This window comes from Ideonella sp. (assembly GCF_041918995.1).
Lineage (GTDB): Bacteria > Pseudomonadota > Gammaproteobacteria > Burkholderiales > Burkholderiaceae_C > Ideonella.
On the sequence record NZ_JAYRUN010000002.1, the window covers coordinates 234,049 to 249,431 of the forward strand.

Below are 15,383 nucleotides of genomic sequence, written 5' to 3' on the forward strand. Positions count from 1 at the left end.
GGGACGTGGACCGGCCGGGCGCTATCCCTCGTCCGCGTGCCCCCAGGGCAGCATCAGGGCCAGGTACAGCAGCTGCTCGAACTCGGGGCGGAAGCGGTCGACCACCGCCTGGGGGTCGGGGCACAGCGCATCGTCGGTGATGAGCCCGAACTGCACGCCGCCGCCATAGCTGAGCACGCTCACCCCCACGCCGATGTCACCGCTCTGGGGAACCCAGAACATGACCTGGCGCACCGTGCGGCCACAAAACGCCAGCGGGTGGCGCGGACCGGGCACGTTGGTCATCACCGCCGTGGCCTTGCGGGCAAAGAGGTTCAGCAGCGCGTCCTGCATGGGCTTGATGAGCAGGCCCGCCACGGCCAGCAGGGCGAAGGCCAGCACCGGCTGGTAGCCGCCCTTGAGCTCGTTCATGCGGGCGCGCACCGCCGCCAGCCGCTCCACCGGGTTGGCGATGCCGATGGGCAGCACCAGCGGCACCAGGCCGAAGCGGTTGCCCAGCTTCCAGGCTTCCTCCATGGGCCGCAGGTTCACCGGCACCATGGCGCGGATCTCCTGGCCGGTGGGGTCGTCGCCGTGGGCGCGCAGGTAGCTGCCGATCGCCCCGGCCACGCTGGCCAGCAGCACGTCGTTGATGGAGGCCCCGAAGGCCTGGGCCACCGCCTTCACCTCGTCCAGCGGCAGCGGCTGGCCCCAGGCCACGCGCTTGCCCGGCGTGGCCTTGCCCTTGAGCCGCGTGGGCGAGTCGTCGGGCATGAGGGCCAGCGCCGCCGCGTCCTGCACCACCTGCATGCCGGCCCGGGCCACGTCCAGGCCACCAGCCAGCGGCTGCACGGGGTTGCTCATCCATTCCACCGACTTGACCACCCCGTCGCCGTACAGGCCGATGGCCTTGAGGGTGAGGTCGGTCATGGGCTTGAGCAGCAGGTCGGCGAAGGCGTCGCCCTCGGCCTGCCCCTCGGGCGGCCGCACGCGCTCGGGCGGCGGCTGGCCGTCGTCGGTGATGGACAGCATCACCGAGATGAGCGCGATGCCGTCGCCGATGCAGTGGTGCACGCGGATGATGACCGCGCTGCAGCCGGGCTCCAGCGCCTCGACCAGGCGCAGCTCCCACAGTGGGCGCGTGCGGTCCAGCGGCGTGGCGGCGAGTTCGCCCACGCGCGCCTGCAGCGCCTCGGTGGGCGTCTGGCCGGCAGCCGGACGGAGCGTCTCGGCCACCACGTGGGCCGAGAGGTCGACTTCGCCGTCCTCCACCCAGCTGGCGCCCATGGCGTCTTCCACCACGCGCTGGCGGAAGCGGTCGTAGCGCAGCAGCCGCTCGGCCACGCGCCGGCGCAGGTCGTCCAGGCCCAGCTGCGGCTCGATCAGCCAGACGCCCACGATCATCATGAGGTTCGCGTCGTTGTCCATGCGCAGCCAGGCGGTGTCGACCCTGGACATGCGTTCGGACACGGCGGCGGGGCGGCCGGACATGGGTGTCTCCCTCTAGGAATTCGGTGCAGTGGCGGCCACGATGCTGGGTAACATCCTGCGCGTCAATTCTGCTTTACCCACCACGTTCCTTACCATCAGGAGGCACCCATGGCCGACCTCAAGGCGCAATTCGAGACCGCCGTCGCCGAGAGCAAGCAGCTGCCGGAGAAGCCGGACAACATGACGCTGCTGAAGATCTACGCGCTGTACAAGCAGGCCACCGCGGGCGACGTGGACGGCAAGCGCCCGGGCTTCACCGACATGGTGGGCCGGGCCAAGTGGGACGCCTGGAACGAGCTCCAGGGCACGTCCGCCGACGAGGCGATGCAGCAGTACATCGACCTCATCGAATCGCTGAAGTAATCACCGGGCGCCCGCCAGGGCGCCTGCTTCCGTTCAGGCCTTGCTGCTCTTGGCCTGTTCCTTGGCCAGGGCGGCGTCGAGCTGCTTGCAGACCTCGGTCTCGATCTGGCCGGCGAACGCGCCGAGCAGCAGGCCCAGCTTGGCGTCCACCTCGAAGTGGTCGGCGGTGACGATCATGCTGCCGGACACGCCGGACCGCTTGAACTGCACCGTGTCGCTGGTCTCGCCTTCGAGCACGGTGCACTCCATCTCGAACTTCTTCTCCACGTGCTCGGCCCATTTCCAGGCCACCTTGCGGGCACGGGCGAGGCCGAGGGTGTGGTCGCGACGGATGTGGATCTGGGCCATGGGACAGCGGTGTGCAGCAGCGGTTCAGGGGGTGGAGGAAGGCCCGGCCGCGGTGGAAGCCGGCGGTGCGAGCGCGCGCAGTGTCGCCTCCCGCTCGCCGCGCGGCAAGCCGGCCAGGCGCTGCACCTCGGCATAGAACCGGGGGAAATCCTCACCCTGCTGGGCGAACAGGCGGGTGAACGCCGGCACCCAGTCGTGGTAGGTGGCCTGCATGCCGAGCGACGCATTGTTGGCGTTGGCGATGAAGGCGTCGTAGCCGGCGTAGCCGTTCCAGGAGGACGCCTTGAGCGCCGCATGCCCCGCGCGCAGCTCGGCCAGGATCTGCGCCTTGCGCGCGCGCTGCGCCTCGGGGCCGAGGCGGCTGCGGTACAGCGCGTCCAGGGCCTGGCGGGCCTGCAGGGTGAGCGCGCGGAACTCGCTGCGCCGGCGGTCGATGGCCCGCAGCGCGGCGGGGTCGGCCGCGCCGCCCTGCGCGGCCTGCCAGCGCGCGCCGCCGAGCTGTTCCACCGCCGTCGCGAAGGACTCGTTGAACATGCTGTCGCCGGGCGCGTAGGCCACCTGGTGGGCCAGCTCGTGGAAGATCAGCCGCGCCAGCTCCAGCTCCGACCCGCCGATGAAGGTATTGAGCAGGGGGTCCCCACCCAGCCATTCGGCCTTGCCCAGCGTGGAATAGGCCGCCACGGGGTACAGCGTCACGTCCAGCCCCTGGGCCCGCAGTGCCTCGGCGGCGGCTTCGGCCTCGGCACGGTCGTAGAAGCCCCGATAGCTGACGCATCCCACCACCGGGTAGCACCAGGTGTGCAGCGTGAGCGAGAGTTCCGGCGCCGCCGCCACGTTCCACACCGCGGCGGCGCGCTTCAGGTCGGCATAGCTGCGGTAGCTGCGGTTGTCCGGCAGGGCGAGCTCGCTCACCGCGAAATCGCGCATGCGCTGGCTCAGCACGAGGCGCGTGCGCAGCGTGTCCGGCGTGTCCGCGCGGGCCAGCCACTCGTCCACCGGGCGGGCGCTGTTCAGCAGGGCCAGGTGCCCTGCCACGGAACCGGCGAGGTAGCCCACCGAGCTGCAGCCGCTGCTCAGGCACACCGTGAGCAGGGCCACCCCGGCCAGCCCCGCGGCGCCCAGCCCGGCCATCAGCAGCGCCCGGCGCCAGCCAGGGCGGGGCAGGCCGGTCGCCATGCGCTCACAGGGGAGCCACCTCGACCAGGCAGTCGTAGAACGACGGCGCCGCGCCGAGGTCGGTGAGCCGCTGGTGGGTGAGCTGGTTCACGTTGGTGCCGTTGCGGCCCAACTTGCGCCACCACACGCCCAGGCCGTTCACCACCCCGGGCCGGGCCCGCGGGCTGACGCGCGCCACGCATTCGTAGCTGCCGCGGTCGTTGAACACCCGCACGGGCTGGCCGTCCGCCACGCCACGGGCGGCCGCGTCGCTGGCGTGGATCTCCACCAGCGGCTCGCCCTCGATGTCGCGCAGGCTTTTCACGTTCACGAAGGTGGAATTGAGGAAGTGGCGGGCCGGCGGGGAGATCATGGCCAGCGGATAGCGCGCGGCCAGCTCGGGCGCGGACAGGGCGCACTCATGGTTGCGCACATGCGTGGGCAGCGGCACGCCCGGCGCGGCGGCCACCGCCTGGCCGCTGGGCGTGGCGAAGCCGCCCTCGGCGAACGGGGCCTCGGGCACCGCCAGCTTGACGAAGCCGTCGCGCCGCAGCGCCTCGCGGTCCACCGCGTCGGTGAAGGCGTTGGCGGCGAGTTGCTCGTCGCCGTCAAGGAAGCAGGGCTCGGGGAAGCCCATGCGAGCGGCCAGCTGGCGGAAGATCTCGGCGTTCGAGCGCGCCTGGCCACGCGGCGGGAGGGCCGGCTCGTTGATCAGCACCCAGGTGTGGCCGTAGCTGGCGTGGGCGTCCCAGTGCTCCAGCTGGGTGGTGGCCGGCAGCACGTAGTCGGCATGGTCGGCCGTGTCGGTGAGGAAGTGCTCCAGCACCACGGTGAACAGGTCGTCGCGGCGGAAACCCGCCACCACCTTGGCCGACTCCGGCGCCACCGCCACCGGGTTGCTGTTGTAGACCACCAGCGCCTCGATCTTCGGCCCGAAGCCGCCGGGCGAGGTGTCCGTCTCCCGCAGCAGGTCGTCGCCGATGGTGCTCATGTTCACCACCCGCGGCTGGCGGCCGGCCAGCAGGTCGGGCCGCTCCAGCCAGGCGGTGTTCTTCACGGGCTTGGCCCAGCCCGAGGCGGACAGCAGCAGGCCACCGGCCCGGTGGCGCCATGCGCCCACCAGGCAGGGCAGCAGCGCCACCAGCCGCACCGCGTTGCCGCCGCCGTGCACGCGCTGCATGCCGTAGTTCAGGCGGATGGCCGCGGGCGCGGTGGTGCCGTAGTCGCGCGCCAGGGCGCGCACCTCGTCCGCCGTGATGCCGCACTCGGCCGCCGTGCGCTCGGGCGACCAGGCCAGCGCTTGCTCACGCAGCTCGGGCCAGCCCTGCACATGGCGGGCGAGGTAGTCGTGGTCCAGCCAGTCGTTGACGATGAGCTCGTGCATGAGCCCGAGCGCCAGGGCGCCGTCGGTGCCGGGCAGCAGGGCGATGTGCTGGTGGCACTTCTCGGCCGTCTCGGTGCGCCGCGGGTCGATGGCGATGAGCTTGGCGCCGGCCCGCTTGGCCGCCTGGGCGAAGGTCCAGAAATGCAGGTTGGAGGCGATGGAATGGCTGCCCCAGATGAGGATCAGCCGGCTCTCGGCGAAGTGCTCCAGGTGCATGCCCAGCTTGCCGCCGTAGGTCATCTCCAGCGCCTGGCCCCCGGCGGACGCGCAGATGGTGCGGTCCAGGCGCGAGGCCCCCAGCCGGTGGAAGAAGCGCGCCGCCATGCTCTCGCCCTGCACCAGCCCCATGGTGCCGGCGTAGCTGTACGGCAGGATGGCCTGCGGGTCGCGCGCCGCGATGGCACCGAGGCGACCTGCGATGTCGTCCAGCGCCTCGTCCCAGGACACCGGCTGGAACTGGCCGGACCCCTTGGGACCGACACGCCGGAGCGGCGTGAGCACACGTTCCGGGTGGTCCACGCGCTCGGCATAGCGCGACACCTTGGTGCACAGCGCCCCATGGGTGGGCGGATGGTCCGAGTCGCCCTGGATGCGCACGATGCGCTGCGCGGCCGTGTCCACCGTGACGCGCATGGCGCAGGTGTCGGGGCAGTCGTGGGGACAGGCGGCGTGGACGGTGCGCAGGCTCATCCGGGAATGATGGCACAGCGCCCGCGCCCCGCCGCGCCGCAGGGCCGCCCGCGCGCCGACGGACCGGCGGCGCATCCGATCAGCGAGACCGTGGCAGGCTGCACGCCCGTTGCGGTTTGTAACGACGCGGCGCGACAGCCTGACGTCAATCGATGTGGAAGCGCTGTCGACAATGCCGGCATGCCATCTTTCCCCCCTTCCCACTCCGACCCCGCCGACGCCCGCCCCACGACCGCCGACGTCACCGGCCCGCAGCCGGCCGACGCCGGGCGGCGGCGGACGCTGGGCCGGCTGGCCGCCGGCGGCCTGGCCATCGCGGGCGCGCCCGTGTTCGCCCAGAGCAGCGGACGCATCGTCCTGGGGCAGTCGGCCGCGTTCACCGGCCCGGCCGCCCAGCTGGGCATCCAGATGAACCAGGGCGCCCGCCTGGCCTTCGACGCCTTCAACGCCGAAGGCGGCCTGGGCGGTCAGCGCATCGAACTGCGCACGCTGGACGACGGCTACGACCCCGCGCGCTGCAAGACCAACACCGAGAAGTTCCTGGAGCAGGACGTCTTCGCGCTGTTCGGCTACGTGGGCACGCCCACCTCGCTGGCCGCGCTGACGCTGGTCAAGGACGGGCGCACGCCCTTCTTCGCCCCCTTCACGGGCGCCATGGCACTGCGCGAGCCGGTGCTGCGCTCGGTCTTCCATGTGCGCGCCTCCTACGAGGACGAGACGGCCCTGATCGTCAAGCAGCTCACGTCGCTGGGCCTGAACCGGGTGGCCGTGTTCCGCCAGAACGACAGCTACGGCCAGGCCGGCCTGGACGGGGTGACCAAGGCGCTCAAGGCCAAGGGGCTGGAGCCGGCCGCGGTGGGCACCGTGGAGCGCAACAGCGTCGACGTCGCCGGCGCCGTGAAGGCGCTGGTGGCCGCCAAGCCGGACGCCATCGTGCAGATCAGCGCCTACAAGAGCTGCGCGGCCTTCATCCGCGCGGCCCGCCAGGCGGGCTATGGCGGCACCTTCTACAACGTGTCCTTCGTGGGCACGCAGGCGCTGGCCGACGAACTCGGCGCGGAGGCCAACGGCGTGGTGGTCAGCCAGGTCATGCCGTACCCGTACACCAACTCGGTGGGCATCGTGCGGGACTACCTCGGCGCCATCCAGGCCGCCCGTGACCCGAAGATCCAGCCCAACTACTCCAGCATGGAAGGCTACGTGGCGGCCCGCGTCTTCATCGAAGGCCTGAAGCAGGCGCGCAGCGCCAGCTACGACGCCTTCGTGAACGGCCTGGAGTCGCTCAGCAAGCTCAACCTGGGCGGCTTCACCGTGGCCTTTGGGGCGCGCCAGCATGTGGCCTCGCGCTTCGTCGAGCTGTCCATGCTCACCAAGGACGGGGGCGTGCGGCGCTGACGGCCCCGCCGCCGGCCGGGCCAAGGGCCCTCGCGTAACATCGTCCGGCACGCCCGCCGCCCGCGGCGGCCGAACGAGACACACGCGAGACATCAGCGCCCATGGCCCTCATCGACGACCTGCAGGCGGATGCCGCCACCCTCGCGGCGCTGACCGCGCTGCGACGCGACATCCACGCCCACCCCGAGCTGTGCTTCGAGGAGGAGCGCACCTCGGACCTCGTGGCCCGCCAGCTGGCCGAATGGGGCATCCCGGTGCACCGCGGCCTCGGCAGGACGGGCGTGGTGGGTGTCGTCAGCAACGGCAGCAGCCCCCGGGCCATCGGCCTGAGGGCGGACATGGACGCGCTGCCGATCACTGAGCGCAACACCTTCGCGCACGCCAGCCGCCACGCGGGGAAGATGCATGCCTGCGGCCACGACGGCCACACCGCCATGCTGCTGGCCGCGGCCCACCATCTGGCGCGGCACCGCCACTTCGACGGCACCGTCTACCTGATCTTCCAGCCGGCCGAGGAAGGCGGTGGCGGGGCGCGCGAGATGGTCAAGGACGGCCTGTTCGAGCGCTTCCCCATGGACGCGGTGTTCGGCATGCACAACTGGCCCGGCTACCCCGCCGGGCACTTCGCGGTGTGCGACGGGCCCGCCATGGCCTCCAGCAACGAGTTCAAGGTGGTGGTGCGCGGCAAGGGCGCCCACGCCGCCCTGCCCCACCTGGGCCTGGACCCGGTGCCGGTGGCCTGCCAGATGGTGCAGGCCTTCCAGACCATCGTCACGCGCAACAAGAAGCCGCTGGACACGGCCGTGATCTCGGTGACCATGATCCATGCGGGCGAGGCCACCAACGTGGTGCCGGACCACTGCGTCATCGAGGGCACCGTGCGCACCTTCAGCGTCGAGGTGCTGGACCTGATCGAGCGGCGCATGGAGGAGGTGGCGCGCCACACCGCGGCCGCCTTCGGCTGCACCGCGGAGTTCGAGTTCAGGCGCAACTACCCGCCCACCGTGAACCATGCGCGCGAGGCGCAGTTCCTGCGCGGCGTGATGCAGGAGCTGGTGGGCGAGGCGGCCACGCACGAGTTCGAGCCGGCCATGACGGCCGAGGACTTCAGCTTCTTCCTGCTGGAGCGGCCAGGCGCCTACTTCGTGATCGGCAACGGCGACGGCGGCCACCGTGAGGCCGGCCACGGGCTGGGGCCCTGCACGCTGCACAACCCCAGCTACGATTTCAACGACCAGCTGCTGGCGCCGGGCGCCGCGCTGTGGGTGCGGCTGGCCGAGCGTTTCCTCGCGCGCGGCTGACGCGCGATGTCCTGATTTGACCGCAACCGGTCCGGCGCTGACCTGACTGGCGGCGCGTTTGCGGGCCAACATGGCGCATCATCCACTTCCTGTCTGGTGCTGCCCATGTCCGCTGCTGTCCGCCCCACCGCCGGCTCCACCGCCCTGCTGCTGATCGACGTGCAGCAGTCCTTCCGTGCCCGCCCCTATTGGAGCGACGCGGAGGCGCCGGCCTTCCTGGCCGCCACGAACCGGCTGGTGGCCGGTGCCCAGGCAGCGGGCATCCCGGTGGTGCAGGTGTTCCACACCGACGGGCCGCAGGCGGCCGACAACGCGTTCTCGCACGCCAGCGGCCTCGTCCGCCCGCTCGACGGCCTGGCGCCGTTCGACCCGGCCCTGGTGGTGGACAAGCACCGGCACAGCGCGCTGGTGGGCACCGGCCTGGCCGTCTGGCTGCACCAGCAGGGCATTCGCCGCCTGATCGTGGCGGGCATCCGCACCGAGCAGTGCTGCGAGACCACCACCCGCCATGCCAGCGACGAAGGCTGGGCGGTGGACTTCGTGACCGAGGCGACGCTCACCTTCGACATGACGACCCCTTCGGGGCAGACGCTGAGCGCCGCGCAGATCCGCGAGCGCACCGAGACCGTGCTGGCCGGCCGCTTCGCCACCCTGTGCACGGTGGACGACGCGCTGCAGCGTGCCCGCGACGGGGAGGGCCGCTGATGACCCGCCAGATCGTGCTGCTGATGTTCGACGAGGTCGAGCTGCTCGACTTCGCCGGGCCCTACGAGGTGTTCACCACCGCCAACCGCATGGCCCAGCGGCTGACGCCCGGCGAACCGCCCCCCTTCGCCCTGGCCACCGCCTCGCCGCATGGCCGCCCCGTGCATGCGCGGGCCGGGCTGGTGCTGCAGCCCGACAGCGCGCTCGCCGACGCACCGGCGGCGCAGCTGCTGCTGGTGCCCGGCGGCGTGGTGGACGCCCTGCTGACCGACACCGCCCTGCTGGCGCAGATCGCCCGCCGCGCCGACACGGCCGAGATCACGGCCTCCATCTGCACCGGCGCCTTCGTGCTGGCGGCGGCCGGTGTGCTGCACGACGCCCCCGCCACCACCCACTGGGAAGACGCCGCCGACCTCGCCGCGCGCCACCCCGACCTGCAGCTGCAGCCCGACCGGCGCTGGGTGGACCACGGGGCGGTGGTCACGTCGGCGGGCATCGCGGCCGGCATCGACATGAGCCTGCACCTGGTGGCGCGCTGCGCGGGCGAGGCGCTGGCGCGCCGCACCGCGCGCCAGCTGGACGTGCCGTGGATCGGCGCCTGACCGCCCCGCGGGCCGCGCCCGCTCCCAGGGCGGTGGACGTGCTGTTCGTGGTGCTGCCCGACACGCTGCTGCTGGACCTGGCCGGACCGGCCGAAGCCTTGCGCCTGGCCAACCAGCAGTGTGCCCGCCGCGGCCTGCCGCCGGCCTTCCGCCTGCGCTACGTCGGCCCGCAGGCCAGCACATCCTCGTCGGTGGGCCTCACGCTGGCGGGCATCGAGCCGCTGCCGGACGCGCTGGCCGCGCCCAGCTGGGTGGTGCTGCTGGGCCGCCCGGGCGACGCGGCGCAGGTGGTGCGCCACCAGCGCCCCTGGCTCGACACGCGGCAGTGGCTCAGCCGGGTCGTCGCGCCGGCCCTGGCCGGTCCCGCCCCGGCGCACCGCCTGGTCACCGTGTGCGTGGGCGCCCTGCTGGCGGCCGACGCGGGCCTGCTGGCCGGCCGCCGCGTCACCACGCACCACGAGCTGCTGGCCGACCTGGCGGCGCTGGCGCCCGCGGCGCGTGTGCTGGGCAACCGCGTGTTCGTGGAGGACGGCCCGGTGCTCACCAGCGCCGGCATCACCGCCGGCATCGACCTGGCACTGCACCTGGTGGCCGCCACGCTGGGCGAGCCGCTGGCGTCCGCGGTGGCCCAGGTGATGGTGCTGTACCACCGACGCGGCACCGACGACCCGGAGCACTCCCCGCTGCTGGCCGGCCGGCGCCACCTGCACCCGGCCGTGCACGCGGTGCAGAACGCGGTGCTGGACGCGCCGGGCGCGGACTGGTCGCTGGAGCGGCTGGCCGAGGTGGCCCACGTGACGCCACGCCACCTGACGCGGCTGTTCCAGGCCCATGTGGGCCAGACCCCGCGTGAACACGTGGAGCAGGTGCGCCTGGCGCTGGCCCAGCAGGCCCGCGCCGCCGGGCTGTCCAGCGCCGAGTCGCTGGCCCTGGCGGGCTTCAGCTCGGACCGGCAGTGGCGCCGTGCCCGCCAGCGGGCGGCGACAGCCCCCGCCCCGGGCGCCTCACAACACGCCGATTGAACGCAGGGCCTCGGCCAGGGGCTGGTGGCCGGTGAACACATGGCCGCGCCAGCCGCGGGCCTGGGCGGCCGCGACGTTGGGGGCGTGGTCGTCCACGAAGTACAGCGCGTGGGGCGCACGGCCGAAGCACTGCTCGGCATGCGCGTACAGGGCGGGATCCGGCTTGTTGCGCTGGGCGCGCGACGAGAACACGCCGCCATCGAAGCACGCGAGAAAACCGTGCGTGCGCTCCAGGTGTTCGGCATAGGGGGCCGGCATGTTGGACAGGAAGTACAGCGGGCGACCCGCGGCCTTCAGGTCCAGCAACAGCTGCACCGTCCCCGGCAGGGGCTGCAGCGCCTCGGGCACCGCGTCCACCACCGCCTGCACCTCGTCGGGTGCCAGGCCGGTGCGCGCGGCGATGCGCTGCACGAGGGCCGGCACCTCCACCACGCCGCGGTCGAAGTCGCCCCAGTCGCCGGTATAGCCCTGGAACACCTGCGCCACCCAGTGCGCGGCGCTCGCCTCGTCGACCACCCGGTGGGGCAGCACCTGCGCCAGCAGGCGCTCGGGCTGCCAGTCGAACAGCACGCGGCCGAAATCGAAGACGACGGCGGTGTCCGCCTCCGGGGCGGCATTCCCGCTCATGAACGCAGCCGGGCCAGCAGGCCCGCGGTGGACGCGTCCAGGCCGCTCGCGTCGCCCGAGGCGAAGCGCGGCAGCAGTTGGCTGCACAGCGCCTTGCCCAGCTCCACGCCCCATTGGTCGAAGCTGTTGATGCCCCAGACCGCACCGCTGGTGAACACGCGGTGCTCGTACAGCGCGATGAGCGCGCCGAGCGAGCGCGGGGTGAGCGCATCCAGCACGAGCGTGGTGCTGGGCCGGTTGCCGGGGAATCGGCGGTGCTGCGCCAGCACGGCCCGGTCGAGCGTGGCCGAGGCGGTGGGGGCGGTCTCGGCGGCCGCCTCGTCGGCGGTCTTGCCCTGCATGAGCGCCTGGCTCTGGGCCAGGCAGTTGGCCAGCAGCTTGGTGTGCAGGTCACGGTGCCCGTGGGCGGGCTGCTTGACGGCGATGAACTCCACCGGCACCACATCCGTGCCCTGGTGCAGCTGCTGGAAATAGGCGTGCTGCCCGTTGGTGCCGGGCTCGCCCCACACCACCGGGCTGGTGGCATAGGGCAGCGCGCGCCCCGCCGTGTCCACCGACTTGCCGTTGGACTCCATCTCCAGCTGCTGCAGGTAGGCGGGCAGCCGAGCCAGGCCCTGGTGGTAGGGCGCGACCGAACGGCTGGTGAAGCCGTGGAAGTTGCGGTACCAGACGTCCAGCAGGCCCAGCTGCACGGGCAGGTTCTGCGCCAGCGGGGCCTCGGCGAAATGGCGGTCCATGGCGTGCGCGCCCGCCAGCAGCTCGCGGAAGGCGGCCGCCCCGATGGCGATGGCCAGCGGCAGGCCGATCGCGCTCCACAGCGAGTAACGCCCTCCGACCCAGTCCCAGAAGCCGAAGGTCTCGGTGATGCCGAAGGCGGCGGCGGCCGGCAGGTGGGTCGTGACGCCGATGAAATGGCGAGCCACGTCCGCCGGACGCCCCTGCGCCTCGCACTGCGACACGAACCACTCGCGCGCCACGGCCGCGTTGGCCATGGTCTCCTGCGTGGTGAAGGTCTTGCTCGCGATGATGAACAGCGTGCGCTCCGGCCGCAGGCCCTGCAGCACCGGCGTGATGTCGTGGCCGTCGACGTTGGAGACGAAGTGCAAGCGCAGCGCGTCGTGCGCGAAGGGCTGCAACGCCTGCGCCGCCATGCGCGGGCCGAGGTCGGAGCCGCCGATGCCGATGCTCACCACGTCGGTGAAGCCGTCCGGCCCGGCGGCTGCGCGCACGCGCTCGGCACACGCCAGCAGGCGGTCCAGCACCTCGTGCACCTCGTCGCTGAACGGTGCCGCGCCGCGCGGCGCGCGCAGCGCCGTGTGCAGCACCGCCCGCCCCTCGGTGGTGTTGATCGGCTCGCCCGCGAACAGGGCATCGCGCCGCGCCTCGAGCCCGCACTGTCCGGCCAGCTCCACGAGCAGCCGGCGCGTCACCTCGTCCCACAGGTTCTTGGACAGGTCGGCGAAGACCTCGGGGGCCTGCAGCGCGAAGCGCTCGAAGCGGGCCGGGTCGTCCGCGAAGACCTGGCGCAGGTCCAGCTCGCGGCCATGGGCCTCGAAGTGCCCTCGCAGCGCGGTCCAGGCCACCGTCTCGTCGCAGCGGGTCATGGGCACGGGCATGGGCGTCAGGCCTCCTGGATCAGGCGGTCGAGTCGGGCCGCGTCGGCCGCGAACAGGCGGATGCCCTCGGCCAGCTTCTCGGTGGCCATCGCGTCCTCGTTCAGCGCGTAGCGGAAGGCCGGCTCGGCGTAGGTCACCGCGTGCAGGTCCATGCGGGCCGAGGCGGCCGGGTCCAGCGCCCGCTGCACCGGCGCCTCGCTGCCCTGCAGCTGGCCGAGCAGGTCGGGGCTGATAGTGAGCAGGTCGCAGCCCGCCAGCGCCAGGATCTGCCCCGTGTTGCGGAAGCTGGCACCCATCACCTCGGTGGCGATGCCGAACTTCTTGTAGTGGTGGTAGATGCGCGCCACCGACTGCACGCCCGGGTCGTTGGCGCCCGCCATGGCGGCGTCGTCCCAGCCGGCGCCGGCCTGCTTCTTGTACCAGTCGTAGATGCGCCCGACGAAGGGGCTGATCAGCGTCACGCCGGCCTCGCCGCAGGCCACCGCCTGGCAGAAGCTGAACAGCAGCGTGAGGTTGCAGTGGATGCCCTCGCGCTCCAGCGCGCGGGCCGCCTGGATGCCCTCCCAGGTGGAGGCGATCTTGATCAGCACCCGCTCGCGTGGCACGCCGGCCGCCTCGTACAGGCCGATCAGGCGGTGCGCGCGGGCGATGGTGGCCGCCGTGTCGAAGGACAGGCGCGCGTCCACTTCGGTCGACACGCGGCCGGGCACGACCTTGAGGATCTCGAGCCCGAAGCGCACCAGCACCTGGTCCACGATGTCGGCCAGCGGCTCGCCGCGGTGCGCCGCCACCGCCTCCTGCAGCAGCGGTGCGTACTCCGCCTGCTGCACCGCCTTGAGGATGAGCGACGGGTTGGTGGTGGCATCGCGCGGCGCGTACTGCGCCAGCTGGCGGAAGTTGCCGGTGTCGGCCACGACGGTGGTGTGGGCCTTGAGCTGATCGAGCTGGTTCATGGCGGCGGGAACGAAAAAAGCCCGGCCCCGATGGCCGGCGGTCCAAGGGCGGATTAGAACGCCCCGGCCGCTGTCCGCGGCGACGACCGGGTGATAGCCGGTCGCCGCCTCGCCTGGGGGTGCTGCCGGTTGACCCGTCCACGAAACGCCGGCATCATCGGTAATGTAACTTTGTTTCATCCGCGGGCGGCCGCGGCGCTCCTGATGTCCTTCGACCTCGTCTTCTTCGGCGGCACCGGCGACCTCACCTGGCGCAAGCTCATGCCGGCCCTGTTCCAGGCCTTCCGGCACGGCAAGCTGCCCGCCGGCGGCCGCATCCTCGCCGTGGCGCGCGACGACCGCAGCGACGCGGACTACCGCGCCTTCATCCAGGAGCGCTTCGCCGAGGTGGAGCCGTCCAAGCGCCCGAGCGACGAGGAGTTCGCCCGCTTCGCCGCCCTGCTGCACTACCGTCGCATGGACCTGTCGCAGCCCGACGACTACACCGGCCTGAAGGTGTGGCTGGACAGCCGCGGCGCCGACACCAAGGTGCTGTACCTGGCCACCAGCCCCCACCTGTTCCCGGTGGTCTGCGAGCAGCTCGGCGCGGCCGGCCTGAACGGGCCGGACGTGCGGGTGGTGCTGGAGAAGCCGCTCGGCCACGACCTGGCCAGCGCGCAGGAGATCAACCGGGTGGTGCGCTCGGTGTTCACCGAGGCCCAGGCCTTCCGCATCGACCACTACCTCGGCAAGCCGGCGGTGCAGAACCTCATGGCGCTGCGCTTCGCCAATGCCCTGTTCGAGCCGCTGTGGCGGCGCGAGAGCATCGCCAACATCCAGATCACGCTGGCCGAGTCGATCGGCGTGGGCACGCGCGGCGACTTCTACGACCGCACCGGCGCCTTGCGCGACATGGTCCAGAACCACGCGCTGCAGCTGCTCACCATGATCGCCATGGAGCCCCCCTCGTCCAGCGACGCGGACGCGATCCGCGACGAGAAGCTCAAGGTGCTGAAGTCGCTCAAGCCCTTCACCGCCGCCAGCGTGGCCCGCGACGTGGTGCGCGGCCAGTACCGCGCCGGCACCGTGGACGGCAAGGCGGCCGTCGGCTACCTCGACGAGCTCAAGGTGCCGCCCGGCAGCCGCTGCGAGACCTTCGTGGCGCTGCGCACCGAGGTGCAGAACTGGCGATGGGCGGGCGTGCCCTTCTACCTGCGCACCGGCAAGCGGCTGGCGGCGCGCGACGCGCAGATCGTGGTGAACTTCCGCGAGGTGCCGCACCCCATCTTTCCGGGCACCACGCGGGCGAACAAGCTCGTCATCAAGCTGCAGCCCGAGGACGGCCTGGAGCTGCACCTGCTGGCGGCCAAGGGCTCCGGCCAGGGGGACGCGCTGTCGACGGTCTCGCTGGACCTCGATTTCGACAAGGCCTTCCCCACCGAGCGCGTGGGCGCCTACGAGCGGCTGCTGCTCGACGCGATCGCCGGCCGGCTGAACCTGTTCGTGCGCAGCGACGAACAGGAGCAGGCCTGGCGCTGGGTGGAGCCCATCCTGTCGGCGTGGCGCGACGACGGCGGCGACCTCAAGACCTACGCCGCCGGCAGCTGGGGCCCGCCCGCCGCCAGCGCCCTGGTGGCGCGCGACGGCTTCGCCTGGGCGGAGGAGCAATGACGACGGTGCCTGCCGCCGCGGGCCGCAGCGCTGGGCCGCTCCCGAGCAAGGCCCGATCCCCCCGGGGGATCGCCCCATGTGCCCACGGGGCGAGGGGCTGAC

At 72.4% G+C, this 15,383-nt stretch carries 14 protein-coding genes; 7 read left to right on the forward strand and 7 right to left on the reverse strand.

All coding sequences use genetic code 11. The features are described from left to right. Positions 1 to 21: 21 nt before the first annotated feature. Positions 22 to 1,470, reverse strand: coding sequence for a wax ester/triacylglycerol synthase family O-acyltransferase (locus tag ACE3UN_RS02825; protein WP_374673395.1), 1,449 nt, complete (start codon positions 1,468 to 1,470; stop codon positions 22 to 24). Positions 1,471 to 1,578: 108 nt separating this feature from the next. On the opposite strand from ACE3UN_RS02825, the gene ACE3UN_RS02830 reads away from it, so the two are divergent. Then, on the forward strand, positions 1,579 to 1,833 hold the full coding sequence (locus ACE3UN_RS02830) for an acyl-CoA-binding protein (protein WP_374673396.1): 255 nt from the start codon (positions 1,579 to 1,581) through the stop codon (positions 1,831 to 1,833). A gap of 33 nt (positions 1,834 to 1,866) precedes the next feature. On the opposite strand, the gene ACE3UN_RS02835 is transcribed toward ACE3UN_RS02830, so the two are convergent. From ACE3UN_RS02835 to ACE3UN_RS02845, 3 genes are read right to left on the reverse strand one after another with little or no spacing between them, the layout of a single operon-like run. After that, on the reverse strand, positions 1,867 to 2,181 hold the full coding sequence (locus ACE3UN_RS02835) for a polyhydroxyalkanoic acid system family protein (RefSeq protein ID WP_374673397.1): 315 nt from the start codon (positions 2,179 to 2,181) through the stop codon (positions 1,867 to 1,869). 24 nt (positions 2,182 to 2,205) lie between these two features. Beyond that, positions 2,206 to 3,357 carry an aminopeptidase gene (locus ACE3UN_RS02840; RefSeq protein WP_374673398.1) on the reverse strand — a complete coding sequence of 384 codons (1,152 nt, stop codon included), beginning with the start codon at positions 3,355 to 3,357 and terminating at the stop codon, positions 2,206 to 2,208. A gap of 4 nt (positions 3,358 to 3,361) precedes the next feature. Beyond that, positions 3,362 to 5,410, reverse strand: coding sequence for a molybdopterin-dependent oxidoreductase (locus tag ACE3UN_RS02845; protein ID WP_374673399.1), 2,049 nt, complete (start codon positions 5,408 to 5,410; stop codon positions 3,362 to 3,364). A gap of 180 nt (positions 5,411 to 5,590) precedes the next feature. Here ACE3UN_RS02845 and ACE3UN_RS02850 point away from each other — a divergent pair, with 180 nt between their 5' ends. The 5 genes from ACE3UN_RS02850 (at position 5,591) to ACE3UN_RS02870 (ending at position 10,435) form a co-directional block, all read left to right on the forward strand. Next, the gene (locus tag ACE3UN_RS02850) at positions 5,591 to 6,805 is read left to right on the forward strand and encodes an ABC transporter substrate-binding protein (protein WP_374673400.1); all 1,215 of its coding nucleotides are present in this window, start codon (positions 5,591 to 5,593) and stop codon (positions 6,803 to 6,805) included. 101 nt (positions 6,806 to 6,906) lie between these two features. After that, positions 6,907 to 8,106, forward strand: coding sequence for a M20 aminoacylase family protein (locus ACE3UN_RS02855; RefSeq protein ID WP_374673401.1), 1,200 nt, complete (start codon positions 6,907 to 6,909; stop codon positions 8,104 to 8,106). Between the two features lie 105 nt (positions 8,107 to 8,211). Then, the gene (locus tag ACE3UN_RS02860; RefSeq protein ID WP_374673402.1) at positions 8,212 to 8,811 is read left to right on the forward strand and encodes an isochorismatase family protein; all 600 of its coding nucleotides are present in this window, start codon (positions 8,212 to 8,214) and stop codon (positions 8,809 to 8,811) included. Next, the gene (locus ACE3UN_RS02865) at positions 8,811 to 9,413 is read left to right on the forward strand and encodes a DJ-1/PfpI family protein (RefSeq protein ID WP_374673403.1); all 603 of its coding nucleotides are present in this window, start codon (positions 8,811 to 8,813) and stop codon (positions 9,411 to 9,413) included. Before ACE3UN_RS02860 ends, ACE3UN_RS02865 begins: the two co-directional genes overlap by 1 nt. Beyond that, the gene (locus tag ACE3UN_RS02870; RefSeq protein ID WP_374673404.1) at positions 9,398 to 10,435 is read left to right on the forward strand and encodes a GlxA family transcriptional regulator; all 1,038 of its coding nucleotides are present in this window, start codon (positions 9,398 to 9,400) and stop codon (positions 10,433 to 10,435) included. Before ACE3UN_RS02865 ends, ACE3UN_RS02870 begins: the two co-directional genes overlap by 16 nt. Here ACE3UN_RS02870 and ACE3UN_RS02875 read toward each other — a convergent pair. From ACE3UN_RS02875 to tal, 3 genes are read right to left on the reverse strand one after another with little or no spacing between them, the layout of a single operon-like run. Beyond that, positions 10,418 to 11,062: an HAD family hydrolase gene (locus tag ACE3UN_RS02875; protein WP_374673405.1), complete on the reverse strand. Its 645-nt coding sequence runs from the start codon at positions 11,060 to 11,062 to the stop codon at positions 10,418 to 10,420. The genes ACE3UN_RS02870 and ACE3UN_RS02875 overlap by 18 nt on opposite strands. Next, a complete protein-coding gene (gene pgi, locus ACE3UN_RS02880) occupies positions 11,059 to 12,678 on the reverse strand; it encodes a glucose-6-phosphate isomerase (protein WP_374673406.1) in 1,620 nt (539 codons plus the stop codon). The genes ACE3UN_RS02875 and pgi overlap by 4 nt, the downstream gene beginning before the upstream one ends. A gap of 5 nt (positions 12,679 to 12,683) precedes the next feature. Beyond that, positions 12,684 to 13,631 (reverse strand): transaldolase, encoded by a 948-nt coding sequence (gene tal / locus ACE3UN_RS02885; RefSeq protein WP_374673407.1) that lies wholly within the window; start codon positions 13,629 to 13,631, stop codon positions 12,684 to 12,686. Positions 13,632 to 13,835: 204 nt separating this feature from the next. Here tal and zwf point away from each other — a divergent pair, with 204 nt between their 5' ends. Continuing rightward, positions 13,836 to 15,281, forward strand: a complete 1,446-nt coding sequence (gene zwf / locus ACE3UN_RS02890; protein WP_374673408.1) for a glucose-6-phosphate dehydrogenase — start codon at positions 13,836 to 13,838, stop codon at positions 15,279 to 15,281. Positions 15,282 to 15,383 lie beyond the last annotated feature (102 nt).